Annotated in this window: 11 protein-coding genes; 3 read left to right on the top strand and 8 right to left on the bottom strand. The window is 55.8% G+C overall.

The annotated features are described in order from the left end of the window. The first annotated feature begins 89 nt into the window (after positions 1-89). From K239x_RS22235 to K239x_RS22245, 3 genes are all read left to right on the top strand, one after another. The gene (locus K239x_RS22235) at positions 90-1,022 is read left to right on the top strand and encodes a universal stress protein (protein WP_145420562.1); all 933 of its coding nucleotides are present in this window, start codon (positions 90-92) and stop codon (positions 1,020-1,022) included. A gap of 207 nt (positions 1,023-1,229) precedes the next feature. After that, positions 1,230-2,975 carry a Na/Pi cotransporter family protein gene (locus tag K239x_RS22240; protein WP_145420563.1) on the top strand — a complete coding sequence of 582 codons (1,746 nt, stop codon included), beginning with the start codon at positions 1,230-1,232 and terminating at the stop codon, positions 2,973-2,975. A gap of 43 nt (positions 2,976-3,018) precedes the next feature. Next, complete coding sequence (locus tag K239x_RS22245; RefSeq protein ID WP_419189270.1) at positions 3,019-4,008, top strand: TIGR00341 family protein; 990 nt, start codon at positions 3,019-3,021, stop codon at positions 4,006-4,008. Between the two features lie 362 nt (positions 4,009-4,370). Here the strand turns inward: K239x_RS22245 and K239x_RS22250 are convergent, their stop codons facing one another. The 8 genes from K239x_RS22250 to K239x_RS22285 form a co-directional block, all read right to left on the bottom strand. Beyond that, on the bottom strand, positions 4,371-6,839 hold the full coding sequence (locus K239x_RS22250) for a plasma-membrane proton-efflux P-type ATPase (protein WP_419189271.1): 2,469 nt from the start codon (positions 6,837-6,839) through the stop codon (positions 4,371-4,373). Continuing rightward, on the bottom strand, positions 6,832-7,404 hold the full coding sequence (locus K239x_RS22255; protein ID WP_145420564.1) for a histidine phosphatase family protein: 573 nt from the start codon (positions 7,402-7,404) through the stop codon (positions 6,832-6,834). Before K239x_RS22255 ends, K239x_RS22250 begins: the two co-directional genes overlap by 8 nt. Further along, positions 7,404-9,794 carry a phosphoketolase family protein gene (locus K239x_RS22260; protein ID WP_145420565.1) on the bottom strand — a complete coding sequence of 797 codons (2,391 nt, stop codon included), beginning with the start codon at positions 9,792-9,794 and terminating at the stop codon, positions 7,404-7,406. Before K239x_RS22260 ends, K239x_RS22255 begins: the two co-directional genes overlap by 1 nt. Further along, on the bottom strand, positions 9,791-11,044 hold the full coding sequence (locus tag K239x_RS22265; RefSeq protein WP_145422512.1) for an acetate/propionate family kinase: 1,254 nt from the start codon (positions 11,042-11,044) through the stop codon (positions 9,791-9,793). Before K239x_RS22265 ends, K239x_RS22260 begins: the two co-directional genes overlap by 4 nt. Next, positions 11,041-13,590 (bottom strand): alpha-glucan family phosphorylase, encoded by a 2,550-nt coding sequence (glgP, locus tag K239x_RS22270; RefSeq protein ID WP_145420566.1) that lies wholly within the window; start codon positions 13,588-13,590, stop codon positions 11,041-11,043. Before glgP ends, K239x_RS22265 begins: the two co-directional genes overlap by 4 nt. A gap of 2 nt (positions 13,591-13,592) precedes the next feature. Then, positions 13,593-13,952: a SpoIIAA family protein gene (locus tag K239x_RS22275; RefSeq protein ID WP_145420567.1), complete on the bottom strand. Its 360-nt coding sequence runs from the start codon at positions 13,950-13,952 to the stop codon at positions 13,593-13,595. Between the two features lie 108 nt (positions 13,953-14,060). Next, complete coding sequence (gpmA, locus tag K239x_RS22280) at positions 14,061-14,789, bottom strand: 2,3-diphosphoglycerate-dependent phosphoglycerate mutase (protein WP_145420568.1); 729 nt, start codon at positions 14,787-14,789, stop codon at positions 14,061-14,063. Beyond that, on the bottom strand, positions 14,782-15,849 hold the full coding sequence (locus K239x_RS22285) for an NAD(P)-dependent alcohol dehydrogenase (RefSeq protein WP_419189272.1): 1,068 nt from the start codon (positions 15,847-15,849) through the stop codon (positions 14,782-14,784). Before K239x_RS22285 ends, gpmA begins: the two co-directional genes overlap by 8 nt. Positions 15,850-15,961 lie beyond the last annotated feature (112 nt).

A 15,961-nucleotide genomic window follows, 5' to 3' on the forward strand; every position in this document is an offset into this window, starting at 1 on the left:
CATTCGATGGTGCTCCATCCATCGGAAACACTAAGCAAAAACCAGCTTCGCACTCGCTCCATCTAAATCAGATTACAAAAGAAGAACTAATGAAACGTTTCAGGAATATCTTGGTCGCAGTGGATACCCGGTTCGATGAGCATCCGATCATTGATGAAGCGGTTGCGATTGCTGAGCAGAGCGGCGGGGCGATAAAGATCGTCGACGTCGTGCCTGAATTTTCTTGGACCGTTCGCCTGACCTTGAATGATCACGAGCACATGCGTGACCTGATCGCCGAAGAGAAACGCACTAAACTGACGGAGTTGTCCGCCCCGCTGAAAGCGAAGGGCATCGATGCCGAGTCAAAGGTGCTGATGGGCAAAACGTCCGTCGAGATCATTCGCGAAGCGGTAAGAGGCGAGCACGACTTGGTGATGAGAGTCACTAAAGGACACGACAGTCGCAGCAAAGGATTCTTTGGAAACACGGGCAGTCGATTGCTACGTCAGTGCCCCTGTGCGGTGTGGCTCGTGACACCAGAACGCCAACAGTTTCAGCATGTACTTGGCTGCGTCGACACATCGACCGGTGATTTGATCGACGGAGAATTGAACAACAAAGTTTTTGAGCTTGCGAAGACGATAAGTGGCTTTCACGGAGGTTTCTATTCAATCATCCAAGCGTGGTTGACTTGGAACTGGCAAATGTTGAAATCACGAATGGAGCCAGAAGCGTTCACCGAGATGGAAGCGGCGAACAAAAAGCAGGTTACACAGCAACTGGACCATTTCCTTGCCACCCACGGAGCGGAATCCTCTCCAAGCAACGTCCACTTGGTCAATGGTGACCCTGCTGATGTGATCACGCGGTTTGCCAGGAAAAATGATGTCGACCTAGTCATCATGGGGACAGTCGGACGCTCGGGGATCTCAGGTGCGGTCGTTGGTAATACTGCCGAACAAGTTCTTGCCCGGATCGAGTGTTCCGTACTCGCACTCAAGCCATCCAACTTTGTCTCGCCCATTGCGTCGGAAGACTAAAAGGAGCACCACCAACGGCCAATGAACGCGACACTCAACATTTCTGTTCCTGAACCGATCTCAGTCGTGTGCACGCGAGCGTTTGCCTTTGGTGTGTCCAGCTTGAATAAAGCCGACAACCGGCCCTCCCAATGACGCGGAAGTCATCACAGTAGGCAGCCACTCTTACATGGCCACACTGACGATCAGCTTGCCAAAGCACCTTGGATGTCTCTCACCGAACCAGTCGCTTCGATCGAAATTGGAACTCTCATCACTGGTCTCGGTGGCGGGCTAGCTCTGTTCCTTTTCGGAATGCGGCAGATGACCGAAAGTCTGAAAACGGTCGCTGGCAGCAGCATGAAAAACTTGCTGGCTAAACTGACCGCCAACCGCTTCACGGCTGCTCTGGCGGGATCAATTATCACGGCCGTCATCCAGTCCTCATCCGTCACCACCGTTTTGATCGTCGGTTTTATTTCGGCGGGCCTGCTGACACTGAGCCAATCGATCGGCGTCATCATTGGTGCCAATATTGGCACGACGGTCACCGCGCAGATCATTGCGTTCAACGTATCGAAATACGGGCTACTGATGATCGCCGCTGGTTTTCTGACGGACATCGCAGCTAAGAACGAAAAGATCAAGCAGTGGGGCATGGTTCTGATGGGTCTCGGGCTCGTTTTCTTTGGCATGGAACTGATGAGCAATGCCACAGGACCACTACGCCATTGGCCATCGTTCATTAGTGCCATGCAGAACATGCACAATCCGCTCTTGAGCATTTTGATCGGAATGCTTTTCACCGCCGTCGTGCAAAGTTCATCGGCGACCACCGGAATTGTCATCGTTTTGGCCAGCCAAGGTCTCATTCCACTGGAATCAGGTATCGCACTTTTGTTTGGCGCAAATATCGGAACCTGCGTGACGGCAATCATTTCGGCAATCGGCCGTCCGCGGGAAGCCGTTCAGGCTGCTTGGGTTCACGTGATATTCAACTTCGGCGGCGTTGTCATATGGATGTTCTTCATCCCACAGTTCGCCGACGTCGTCCGAGCGATTTCACCGTCAGCTGAATCGCTGGGCGGTGCGGCCCGGCTTGCAGCGGATACTCCGCGCGAGATCGCGAATGCACACACTCTATTTAATGTCGGCAATACGCTGATTTTCATCTGGTTCACCGGACCACTTTCCAAATTCGTTGATTGGCTGGTCCCACCAAGGACTGCGCTCAAGGGAATTGCACCACAGTATTTGGACGAACTATTTCTGGACCAGCCTGCGATGGCGTTGGACCAGGTTCGGCGTGAACTTGTGCGATTAGCCGAACTCGATCGAGAAATGCTTGACCACGCTTTCGGTACCGTCACCGTGGGGACCCAACGCGACATCGACCACGCGCGAAAACTAGATGACGATGTCGACGAACTCTACGGCGAGATCATTTTGTTTCTGGGCAAACTTTCGCAAAAGAATTTGGTCGATCCGCTTCCTAAGCAACTGTCGGACTACATCTCGGTGGCCAATTACCTGGAAAACGTTGGCGACGTGATCGAAAACAACATTTTGATTGACGCGGCCAAACGAGTTCGACGTGGGGTGGCAGTCAGTCCCGAAACGATCGCGGTGCTACGAACCGTCCACGAGAAAGTTTGTTGGTCTTTCGACCGGGCACTCGACGCCCTGCGTGATCATGACCAGACAGCCGCAATGGACGCCGTCAAAAGCAAGGACCAAGTCAACCACTTGGCCGAAGCCGCCACGACACATCTGTCCAAACGTTTGGTCGCGTTCGAACCAAATCGGCTTGCAGCTTTTAAGCTTGAAACGAACGTGATCGAAAACCTTCAGCGGATCAACACGCTTACCCGACGAATCGGCAAGGTCATGCAAACGAATAATCAAAATGCCCTTAACGTCGACGAACCGCATCCAGAGAATACTGATCATCCCGTTTCGTCGATCAAATCCTAAGTTACGATGAACTCCCAAGTCACAATGCAATCGGTACTGAGCCATGGCGCTTCGGCTTCTCGAAATGGTCATCCCGCATGACGCGACCGCATCCGTTGGCGATCTGCCCAGCGTCAACAAAGTCATCGAGCGCTGGGACGACCAGCTCAATGACAAGCAATCGTTGGTGCGAATGCTTGTCAACGCCGTGGATTCCGAGGCATTGCTGGACGACTTAGAAAACCGATTCTCCGACGTCAACGGTTTTCGCTTGATTCTGTTGAACGTCGAAGCGACGATCCCCAGACCCAGCGTTACGGTTAGCGAAACCACCGATCCCGCCACAAAGTCTCCCGAGCGAATCAGTCGCGAAGAGATCTACCATGATGTCGCGCAAGGTGCGAACGTGACACATGTCTTTCTCGCCCAAGTGGTGATCGCGACCGTCGTCGCTGCCGTTGGCCTATTGAGAAACGACAATGTGGTCATTATCGGAGCGATGGTGATCGCGCCGCTGTTAGGCCCCAATATGTCACTGTGTTTGGCCACAACCTTGGGGGACTTAAAACTCGCGATCTCATCGCTCAAAGCAAACGTGACTGGCTTGGCCGTGGCCTTCGTTGTCTCGCTGATCGTCGGCTTCCTGTTCGTCATTGATCCCAGCATCGAATCCATCAAAGCTCGCACACAAGTATCAGGTGGCGACATTTTGCTGGCCTTGGCATCTGGAACCGCCGGAGTACTGGCTTTCACCAGTGGTGCACCAGCCGCTCTAATCGGTGTGATGGTCGCGGTTGCCTTGCTGCCTCCCTTCGTGGTCTTTGGATTGCTAGTGGCATCGGGAGAATTCGACGCCGCAAAAGGTGCTTTGCTGTTAGTCGCTACCAATGTCATTTGCGTAAACCTGGCTGGCGTCCTTACGTTTGTTGCTCAAGGCCTGCGCCCCAGAACCTGGTGGGAAGCCGAACGAGCTAAAAACTCAACCCGCATCGCAATCGCGACTTGGTGTGCACTATTGGCGATCCTGGCATTATTGATCTACGGCGCCCGGTAATCAGCAATACCGTAGCGATGGGCGACACGTTTTTTCGCAACCAACGAACAAGGACGAGATCCGAATCGCCCAGGCGGTTGGTGAATCTTACACCGCTGACATGCGGGTACGGCCGAGCGGCACTGGTGCCAGTCCCTCGCTCAATCTGAACAAGACGGCTTCGGTGGCGAGTGGTCTTCGCTGGCGTATCGGGTCGGCAATACCGGAATCCCGGTGCTGCTGCGTGGTGGCTCGTGGCCACAGAGAGTGGGGAGTAGACAGTGGTGAAAGTAGCCCGCGGAATTTGTTTTCTTTGCGAAAACTCCGCGTGTGGCTGATTTTCGTATTCGCCGTCCTCCCATTCGATCGCGCCAGGCTGGGTGTCAGCGTGTTTTGGTCGCGGCCAGCCAGTTAGCACGGCTGGGTGATGGGTCAAAGACCCGATAGGCAAACAACTTGATGCGATCGTTCACCAGGAAGCACGCCAGCGCGTAGCACCAAATCAATCCGGCCACTTTCCATCCAATCGGTGCCATCAGGATTCCGTACACGGCAATCACAGTCGCCAGGATCTGCGTCCCAACGACAGCGATGAACAGGATTTTTGCTGGGCGGATTGACCAGAATGGGCCTCGAGTGCGTGTGGCGAAAACGGTCAGGTGACCTGCGATGGATAGCTTTAAGTAAATCAGCGATTGAATCGTTTCGCGATCGACTTGGTAAACGCGTTCGGCGAGATAAAACAGGCCGAATGAAGCCGCAACGCCGGCGAGCCCCAGAGCACTGGAGACGCCCAGAACCGTTCGCATGTCCCAGTGTTCGGGCTGGTCGGAACATCGCACTCGGTCGTAGGCAATCGACAAGATCGCACCGTCATTGAGCAACGCCAACAACACGATCATCACAGCGGTGACCGGATAGAAATTGAAGACCAGGATCGACAACGTCATGAATAGCAGCACGCGAATCGTTTCAGCAATCCGGTAGATCGCGTAGCTGTTCATTCGTTGAAAGATCTTGCGGGCTTCTTCGATCGCGTCGATCACGACCGAAAGCCCCGGTGCCATCAGCACAATGTCCGCGGCGGCTCGGGCTGCATCGGTTGCCCCCGAGACGGCAATGCCGCAATCAGCTTTCTTGAGTGCTGGAGCATCGTTGACGCCGTCGCCGGTCATGCCAACGATGTGACCGTGCTTTTGCAACACGTCGACGATGTGGAACTTGTGCTCGGGGAAGACTTGCGCGAATCCGTCGGCATGTTCAATCATGTCGTCGACTTTGGCGGATTGGCTGTAGCTGGTTCCCTGGAAAATCTCGGCATCAATCAGATTCGCCCCCATATCCAGCTGTGTCGCGATCTCGCGTCCGATCGCTAACTGGTCGCCGGTGACCATCTTCACGGCACAGCCCATTTGTCGAGCGGCTGCGATCGTCGATTTAGAATCTTCGCGTGGCGGATCGGACAACGGCAACACGCCCAGGAACCGCCATCCGTTCACGTCGTCGTATTGGGCCACGCCAAGAGCACGGAAACCGCGGGCGGCAAAACCGTTGATCTCAGCTTGAACCTGTTCACGAATTGCATCCACGTTCGCGACTAGATCGAGGATGACTTGCGGTGCACCCTTGCTGGTTTTAAACGCCCCGCCGTCGCTGGCCTGCACTGTCGCTTCGGTTCGTTTGCGGACGGGATCGAAGGGCTGGAAGTGATTGATGTGGTAGGAGTTGGTGGAAACGTCGCTACATCCCGCAATGACGGCCGTGTCGATCGGGTCTTTGTTCTCGGCTCGAGAAGCGAGACACGCGGCGAGCAAGATTTCGTCTTTGGAGATGCCGTCCATTAAGAACGGTTCGCCGAGTGTTAGCTTGTTCTGCGTCAGCGTGCCGGTCTTGTCGCTGCACAACACATCCATGCCGGCGAGTTCCTCGATCGACGCCAATCGGCTAACGATCGCTTGACCGCGGGCCAGTGTTTTTGCCCCCACGGCCATGGTGACGGATAGCACCGTTGGCATGGCGACAGGGATCGCGGCGACGGTCAGCACCAACGCAAACTGCAATGTTTCGGTGATCGGATCACCACGAAACAATGCGACCATCAAAATGAACGCGACCATGACCACGGCGACAGCGATCAGAAAATTGCCGATCCGTAAGACCGCTTTTTGAAAATGGCTGGTCGTGTGAGTGGATTGAACAAGCTGGGCCGTTTTGCCGAAGAATGTTTCAGCGCCCGTGGCCGTGACGATCGCGTCGATCTCGCCCTGCTTGATGATGGATCCGGAATAAACGGTTTCGCCAGGTTTTCGTGTGACCGGCAAGGACTCGCCGGTCAATGCGGATTGGTCGACATTGACGGAACTGTCTTCGGCTGAATCCGAATCCGTCGAATTCACGTCGGTCGAAGGGCTTCCCAATAGGTCCGCATCGGCTGGCACGATGTCGCCGAGTCTCAATCGAATCCAATCGCCGGGCACGAGTTCGCGAGCGGTGACAGTCGTCCAACCGCCGTCGCGTCTGACACGGGCTTGAAGTGCCAATTGCGATTTGAGTGCGGCGATCGCGTTGCCAGCTTGAAACTCTTCCCAGAACCCGACCGCCGCGTTGACGACCAGCAACACCGAGATGACTGCGAAGTCGGCCCAGTGTTGAACGGCTAATGAAAGTACCGCCGCGATCTCGATCATCCACGGGATCGGTCCCCAGAAATAGGACAACAGTTTCAGCAAAACACTGGTCGTTTGCTCACGCAATTCGTTGGGGCCGAATTGCTCGAGACGCCGATCCGCTTCCGCTTGCGTGAGTCCGACGGTGACGTTCTGATTCATCGCGTTCATGAGATCATTATCCATTCCACAATTCGATGGCGGGATCGCCGACGTGTTCGTGCTGATAGCACAGCACGCTGAGCGAGGCGGTGTTCAAGATGAAGTGCTGGCCCGCTTGAACAGCTAAGCCGATCCAGCGAACACCCAGCACACGCCCGAAATGACTGTGAGAAAACAACGCGACGTTTCCGTCTAAACGGACGAGTCGCTCGATCAACCGATCGGCTCGGGCCGAAATGTCGTCAGGCGATTCACCGTTCGGGCAACCGTCATGGAATAAATTCCAGTCGGGGCGCTGTGCGAAAACGTCGGCGTGTGTTTGGCCTTCGTAGTCGCCGTTGGCCCACTCGATCAAATCAGGTTCGATCTCCGCTTGTTCGCCACACCCGGCCAGTTCACAAGTCTGCCGGGCCCGTTGCAGCGGACTGACCAAGACGTGATCGAACTTGATTGACGCGAGTCGCTGGCCGAGCCGACGTGCTTCGACTTCTCCGTTTCCGGTCAACGGAATGTCGACGCGTCCGGTGTGCCTGCCGGAGATCGCCCACTCGGTCTCGCCATGTCGCATCAAGTGAATTCGTAGAGTCATCAATCCCTCCAACGCCATTCGCGAACCTCGGGCATGTCTTGTCCGTGCTTGCAGATGTATTGACGATGTTCCGCCAGCTTGGCGGTAAGTTGCCGCTTGAGCGCCTGCCCTTTTTCACCGGTTTGTGGCAGTCGGTCGATCGCATCCATCACCAGATGAAACCGGTCCAGATCGTTTAGTACGGTCATATCAAACGGCGTCGTGATCGTGCCTTCTTCCTTGTAACCGCGAACGTGCAGGTTCTCGTGATTGGTACGGCGGTACGTCAACCGGTGGATCAACCACGGGTAAGCATGGAAGGCAAAGATCACCGGCTTGTTTTTCGTGAACAAAGCGTCGAAACCAGGGTCGGCAAGTCCGTGCGGGTGCTCGCTATGCGGTTGCAACTTCATCAAGTCAACCACATTAACGACACGGATTTTCAGTTCCGGCAAGTGTTCTCGCAGGATCGAAACGGCCGCCAATGTTTCCAGCGTCGGCACGTCTCCGCAGCAGGCCATCACCACATCGGGTTCGCCGCCATCGCCGTTGCCCTCCCCCTCGTTGCCCGCCCAGTCCCAAATGCCAATGCCGTCCGCACAATGCTTTTCCGCAGCTTCCATCGACAACCACTGCGGTGCGGGGTGCTTGCCGGCGATCACCACGTTGACGTAGTGGCGACTCCGCAAGCAGTGATCCATCACCGACAACATACAGTTTGTATCGGGCGGCAAGTAAACTCGCACCACCGATGCCTTCTTGTTGACGACATGATCGATGAATCCGGGATCCTGGTGCGTGAACCCGTTGTGGTCTTGTCGCCAAACGTGGGATGCCAACAAATAATTCAACGACGCGATCTTGTGACGCCACGGCAATCCGTTGGTCACTTTCAGCCACTTGGCGTGCTGGTTGAACATCGAATCGACGATGTGAATGAACGCTTCGTAACAGTTGAACAAACCGTGGCGACCGGTCAGCAGGTAGCCTTCCAGCCAGCCTTCGCACTGATGTTCGCTGAGCATTTCCATGACGCGGCCCGCCGGCGCGAGAAACTCGTCATCGGGTTGCGTCCGAGCGTCCCATTGCCGCGACGTGACGTCAAAGACGGCTTCCAAACCATTCGACGCGGTTTCGTCGGGACCGAAGACGCGGAAGTTCTGTTGTTCGGCGTTGAGCTTGATGATGTCGCGAACAAATGGTCCCATCGCATGCGTATCACCGATGCCCATCACGCCGCGAGGGAAAACGTCCACGGCATAGTCGCGATAATTGGGCATCTTCAGATCACGAAGCAACATGCCGCCGTTGGCGTGCGGGTTGGCACCCATGCGACGCGCGCCGGTGGGAGCCAGTTCGGCAAGCTCGGGCTTCAAGCGACCTGCTTCGTCAAACAGTTCGTCAGGTCGATAGCTTCGCAACCAGTCTTCCAGCATTCGCAGATGCTCGGGATGCGTCGCAGGATCGGAAAGCGGAACTTGGTGAGCGTGGAAGGTGCCTTCGATCGGAACGCCGTCGACGACTTTGGGACCGGTCCAACCCTTCGGTGATTTCAGCACGATCATGGGCCAGCGCGGACGCGTTAGATTGCCGTGCTGGCGTGCGTCATGCTGAATGGACTTGATTTTTTCGACGCATGTGTCAAGCGTGGTCGCCATCGCTTCGTGCATTAGCTCCGGATCGTCGCCTTCGACAAAATACGGCGTCCAACCGTAGCCACGAAGCAGTTGATCGAGTTCTTCGTGTTCGATGCGGGCCAGCACGGTTGGATTGGCGATCTTGTACCCGTTCAGATGCAGAATCGGCAGCACCGCGCCGTCGCTGGCCGGATTGAGAAACTTATTGGAGTGCCATGCCGTCGCCAACGGGCCCGTTTCCGCTTCGCCATCGCCGACGACACAGGCGACGATCAGGTCAGGATTGTCGAACACCGCGCCAAAGGAATGGCTGAGCGAGTAGCCAAGCTCGCCGCCTTCGTGGATCGAACCGGGGCATTCCGGAGACGCGTGACTGGGGATGCCGCCGGGAAATGAAAACTGGATGAACAGTTTCCGCAAACCGGCTTCGTCGTGGCTGATCTCGGGATAGATCTCGCTGTAGGATCCTTCCAAGTACGTGTTCGCGACCACCGACGGGCCGCCGTGACCGGGACCAGAGACGTAGATCATGTCGAGATCGAATTGTTTGATGATTCGATTCAGGTGGGCGTAGATGAAGTTTTGCCCCGGCGTGGTTCCCCAGTGGCCAAGCAGCATGTGTTTGACATCGGAGAGTTCGAGCGGTCGCTTGAGTAACGGATTATCGCAGAGGTAGATTTGACCGACCGATAAGTAGTTGGCCGCCCGCCAGTACGCGTCAATCTTCTGCAGCATCTCCGGTGCGAGTGTGGGTTGTTCTTGCAGAGCGGTCATGATTGGGTTCCTTGGTTGGTAGCGGAAGTCGCAGAGACATTCGGCGAGTGTTGATCGAAACTCCGGTCGAGTTTCGCTACGGTTTCGGAGACCGATTGGGCAATCACGAGTTCTTCGTCAGTTGGAATCACCCGAACGTTGACGCGTGAGACCATGGGAGAAACCACGGGATCGTTATCGGCATTGCGTTTGTCGTTCAATTCAATGCCCAGAAACTCCAGCGACGCGCAGATGCGAGCTCGGACTTCCGGTGAGTGTTCACCGATGCCGCCGGAAAAGACGAGCGTGTCGAGCCCGCCCAACGCCGCGGCGTAGGCACCGATCATCTTCTTGGCTTGGTAACAGAACACGTCAATCGCTTCGGCGGCACGGACGTCGTTGGATTCGATCGCCAACAGGTCACGCATGTCCGAACTGGTCTCAGACATCCCCAGCAAGCCGGATTCATGATTCGCCATGTCAAAAAATTCGTCCGATTTCAATCCCTCGCGTCGCGACAAGTAGCTAAACACGCCCGGATCCAAATCGCCGCTGCGCGATCCCATGGGCAATCCAGCCGCTGGCGTGAATCCCATGCTGGTGTCGATGCACTTGCCGTCGCGAACCGCCGCCATGCTTGCGCCGTTGCCGAGGTGAGCTAAGATCACACGCCCCTCGCTGGCCGCCGGATCACCGAGTCGCTGCAGTTCCTGCATCAGGTAGGTGTATGACAAACCGTGATAACCGTAGCGTTTCAGGCCCTTGGCTTCGTACCGACGAGGGATCGGCAACGTCGATGCAACACGTGGCATCGTGTGGTGAAACGATGAGTCAAAGCAAAGCACTTGCGGGACATTTGGCATGCTTCGTTGGCAGGCTTCCACGATGACGAGTTCGTTGATCAAGTGTTGCGGTGCGAATTGAGAGTCCCGGTACAGTTCGTCAAGCAACGCTGGCGTCACGATCTCGGGCTGTGCCAGTTGCGTTGCGTGAACAATGCGATGCCCGACGGCAGTCACGCCGGCGAGGATTTCTTTAGACTCGAACCAATCAATGAGGAAATCGACGGCCGAAAAATGATCCGACGCCTGGCAGTCGACCGTTTGTGATTCCGCATGCTCGTAATCACTAAACGTCAAACGCGTCCCCTCCTGTTCGATACGATCGAGTTTTCCGCTCAAGCCACGATGCATGGTTTCGCCCAACTCAAACAGTTCGAACTTGATGCTTGATGAACCGGCATTGACGGTGAGAATGCTCTCTTGGGTCATCTTTGCCACCGTATCAGGTCGAGTTCCAGTGGCACGCGGACGCCCTCATGCGTGGGCACAATTCGTGGCGTGAAATCATCGACCGAGCGATTGGCTGGCACGACTGCCCGGTACGTCGCCCAATGCGACTGGGCATCGTCGGCCGAATCAAGTCGCGTCATGACTTGACGAACAGCGGAGTCTTTTTCATTCGCGTTGGCGTATAGTTCCACTCGCACGAACGAGGGATCGAGACCATCGAGGTAGACGTCGGCAAAGAAGACATGTTCTTCTGCATTCATTTCCACTCGCACATCGCCGAACTCAAGCGATGCCCACTTCTCTCGGGCCGCACGTTCCCAATGAACAATATTGGTCCCGATCGCACCGCCTAGATTCGTTCGTTCACGCAACGCATTTGCGGCGGGTAGGTAGTGTTGCTCGGTATATTCGCGAACCGTCCGCACGGCGCTGTATTGCGGAGTTAGCTGCGACATACTGGCTCGCATCCGCGCGAGCCAACGAGTCGGAATCCCCTGCTCGTTGCGTTCGTAGAACTCAGGAACGACTTCGTTTTCCAACACATCGTAAAGCTGTTCTGCTTCGGCAGCGTCCCAGGCGGGGTCATCGCCGTGTTCTTCACCGTCGCCGATCGCCCAACCGACATCAGGCGTATACGCCTCGGCCCACCAACCATCCAGTTCGGACAGATTGATGCCGCCGTTGACCAACACTTTCATGCCGCTGGTCCCGCTGGCTTCCCAGGGTCGTCGCGGTGTGTTGACCCACACGTCACAGCCTTGCACCAAACGTTCGGTCAGCGACATGTCGTAGTCGCTCAAAAAGATCACGTGCTGTCGTGCGACCGGATGCCGAATGAACTCAATCCACTGGCGAAGCAAATCCTGTCCTGCTTTGTCGGCCGGGTGAGCTTTTCCAGCCAGGATCAACTGCACCGGACGTTCGGGGTTCGTTAACAATCGCAACAGTCGATCGGGATCATGCAGTAACAGATTCGGTCGTTTGTACGTTGCAAATCGACGTGCAAGTCCAAGCGTCAACGTATTCGGATCGAACAAGTGTTTCGCCACTTCGATGTCGTCGACATTTGAACCCGACGCCGCCAATTCTCGCGACAAACGAAGGCGAGCGTAGTCGACCAACGCATGAGTCGAGTCGATTCGGAATTGCCACAACATTTCGTCAGGCACGCGGTCAATGTCACACGCCAACGTTTCGTTGGTTCCCGACCAACGGTCCTTACCGCACGTATGAGTCCATAAATCATCGGCGGCCGCTGAATCCCAACTAGGCATGTGAACGCCGTTGGTGACATACTCCACCGGAACTTCGTCTTTCGGCCAATGCGGGAACAAGGGCGTAAAGAGCTGGCGACTGACTTCGCCGTGCAAACGACTGACACCGTTGACACTGCCGCTGCCACGTATGGCCAAGTACGCCATATTGAACGGCTCCGAAGTGTCCGCCGGGTTCTGACGACCGAGCGCGAGCAAGTCTTCGATCGAAATCCCCAGCTCGGTTTGCGCGTAGCGTCCAAGGTATTGTTCGATCAGGTTCGGTGCAAAGCGATCGAAGCCAGCCGCAACAGCCGTGTGCGTTGTGAATAAGTTGCCCGCCCGGGTCACTGCCAACGCCACGTCAAACGGCTGTCCTGAAGCTTCCATGAATCCACGGGCACGCTCCAACACCGCAAACGCTGCGTGGCCTTCGTTCAGGTGACAGACCTCGGGGGCGATGCCAAGTTCCGTCAGCAAGCGCCAACCGCCGATGCCCAAGATCAATTCTTGTTTCAGACGTAGGTCCGGACCACCGCCGTACAATTCACTGGTGATGCCACGATGCGCCGGGAAGTTCGCCGCATCATTGCTGTCAAGCAAGTACAACTTCACGCGGCCAACTTGGACCTGCCAAGCTCGCAACCACACCGAGTAACCGGGCAATTCAACTTTCAAACGCAGCCATTCGCCGTCGGCATCTCGGAGCGGCAGAATCGGAAGTTGGCCAGGATCGTTGTACGGATACAGGGCGTGTTGCCCGCCGGCGTCGTCGATCGTTTGGCGAAAGTAGCCTTGTTGATACAAAAGTCCAACGGCGACCACCGGCACACCCAAATCGCTGGCCGCTTTCAACTGATCCCCAGCTACGTTGCCAAGCCCGCCGGAGTAGATCGGCAACGCCTCGCTGAGCATGAATTCCATGCAGAAGTACGCGGCGGACGTCAAAGGCGACTCAGGCTGCGTTTGCTGAAACCAAGCCGGTTGCTCGGCCGTTCGCTTTCGATCGGTCCACAACGCGTCGACCTTCCCGCGAAAGTCTTCGTCTGCCAGAACGTGTTCGATACGGCCACGCGAGACGGTTTGCAGGACCACCCACGGGTTGTGCGTGATCTCCCACAGCTCAGGATCGAGTCGACGCCAAATCTCATCGGTCGCATGATTCCATGACGACCGAAGGTCCAACGCCAATTCGGCCAGGGTTTCAAAACCGTCGATCTCGACGGGAATGAGATCATAAACGGGATGCACGTTTCGAGGGTTGCCAGGCATAACTATTCAGCCAACCACAAACGAGCTGCGTCAATTTCGCTTTCGTCAAAATAACGAACCGAACTGGTTGTGAACGGCTTGCAGAACAACGCCATGCCGCGTTCCCATTTCCGATCGCCAACGATGGCAAGCTTTTCGATGTCATTGAAATGCTTGGCATCGAACTTGATGTCTTCCCAGAGAGCGGCGGCATCCCAACCATGGAAGTCATGCATCTCGAAAAGAATTCGCACCTTCCCGAAAGCTTCGATTTGGCGTTCGACGGACGGAGTGAAAAGATCATAGGCGGCTCGATCAAGCTTGCCGCTCACGCGAATCTCCAACAAATTTCCTTCTTGGACTTCGCTCAATTCAACGGACATGGCATCACCTCTTTTTAGTAGTAGTTTTTGAAAACTGATCGACGAATAGTGACTATGCAGATGCGGTGCCAAACCAAAAAGATCGCGAGAACTGCCACATGACGAACATCAGTGTGCGCACCCAGACATCGACTGTGCGAATGTGGGCAACCCCTGCAATCGAAGAGCATGATCAAAGTGGTAGACGACGGGCTCGCCAGTCGGCACTTCCAGCCCGACAACCTTTTCGTCCGAGAGACCGTTGAGATACTTGTTGAGTGCTCGCAAAGTATTTCCGTGGGCGACGATCAAGATCGTGTCAGCGGATGCAAAGGCAGGCACAATCGTGTTGTGCCAGTACGGCAACGCTCGCTCGATCGTGTCCTTCAGGCTTTCACCACAAGGCAACTGCGACGGATCCAGGCTCGCGTAGCGGCGGTCGTCTCCCGGAAAGCGTTTGTCGCCTTCGGTCAGCAATGGCGGGCGAACATCGAAACTACGACGCCAACGCAGAACTTGGTCCGCGCCAACTCGTTCCGCCATCTCATCTTTGGACTCGCCTTGCAACGCTCCGTAGTGCCGTTCATTCAATCGCCAACTGCGATGCACGGGAATCCACATCTGATCCATCTCTTCGAGGACCAACCAGAGCGTTTTGATCGCTCGTTTAAGAACGGATGTGAATGCAATGTCGAATTTCAATCCATCGTGAAGCAGTCGTCGCCCTGCTTCCACTGCTTCATCGTGGCCATGCTGAGACAACCCAACGTCCGTCCAGCCAGTGAAGCGATTCTCCAGGTTCCAGGTGCTCTGACCGTGTCGTAGTAGTACCAGAGTTTTATTGGGCGACTTAGTCATCGAATGTGATCAGTGGTTTGAGAATTCCGTCGTCTTTGGTTTCCATCATGCGCAGCGCTCTGTCGACTTCATTGAACGCAAACTTGTGTGTCGTCAGCGGCGACGGATCGACTCGGCCGCGCTCGATTAGCCCGAGCAAACGCGACATGCGGACGTTTCCACCCGGACAGAGCCCGGTGCGAATGACTTTGTCACTCATGCCGACTCCCCACTCAACGCGAGGAATCTCCACGCTGTCGCCATGACCGAAGTAACCGGCGACCGAAATCGTTCCGCCAGGTCGAGTCGCTTTTACACACGCCTCGAACGTTGTCTGTCCGCCCAGGCACTCGATCGTCGAATCGACTCCGACGCCGCCTGTCAGTTTGCGAATTTCTTCGACCGGATCGCCTTGCGTGAAGTCGATCGTTTCGTCTGCGCCGAAATGCCGAGACATTTCCAAACGTTTCGCCACGCCGTCCACACCGATGACCAATCCAGCGCCCAGCAACCTTGCCCCGACCGTTGCCATTAGTCCCACGGGCCCTTGGGCAAAGATTGCCACCGTTCCACCCAGCGGAATGTTCGCGTGTTCGGCACCCATGAATCCGGTCGACAACATGTCGCAAGCATAGACCGCGATGTCGTCGGAGACGGAGTCGGGGATCGGTGTCAAGTTCGCGTTGGCATCGTTGACATGAAAGTACTCCGCGAAGTTGCCATCCTTCGTGTTAGCATACTTCCATCCGCCCAGCATTGTTCCGCACTGCGACGGGTAGCCTCGCTGACAATTCTCGCAGTGAAAACACGGCGTGATTGCATTCACTGCTACCCGGTCACCTTCTTTGAAGCCATGGACTTCACTTCCAAGCTTTGCAACCACGCCGACCGCTTCGTGGCCCAGCGTCAAACCGTGACGGTCTCCGATGGCTCCCTTGAGCGTATGGACGTCCGAGGTGCACACGAGTGCCCGAGTCGTTTTCACGATTGCGTCATTGGGACCGGGATCGGGCACAGGCTTGTCAACAAATTCGACTTTACCAAGTCCCTGCATCACAAATGCCTTCATTGTTACCGTCATCGTTCGCTACCGTTTCATTGAAGTGTTTGTCAAACCAGTTGTTCAAATAGAAACGCAAACGCCGTGCCGTGCGGCACGTAATCTTTAAAGCCATTTGCGCCAGACACGGGAC

This window comes from Stieleria marina (genome assembly GCA_007741555.1).
GTDB lineage: Bacteria > Planctomycetota > Planctomycetia > Pirellulales > Pirellulaceae > K23-9.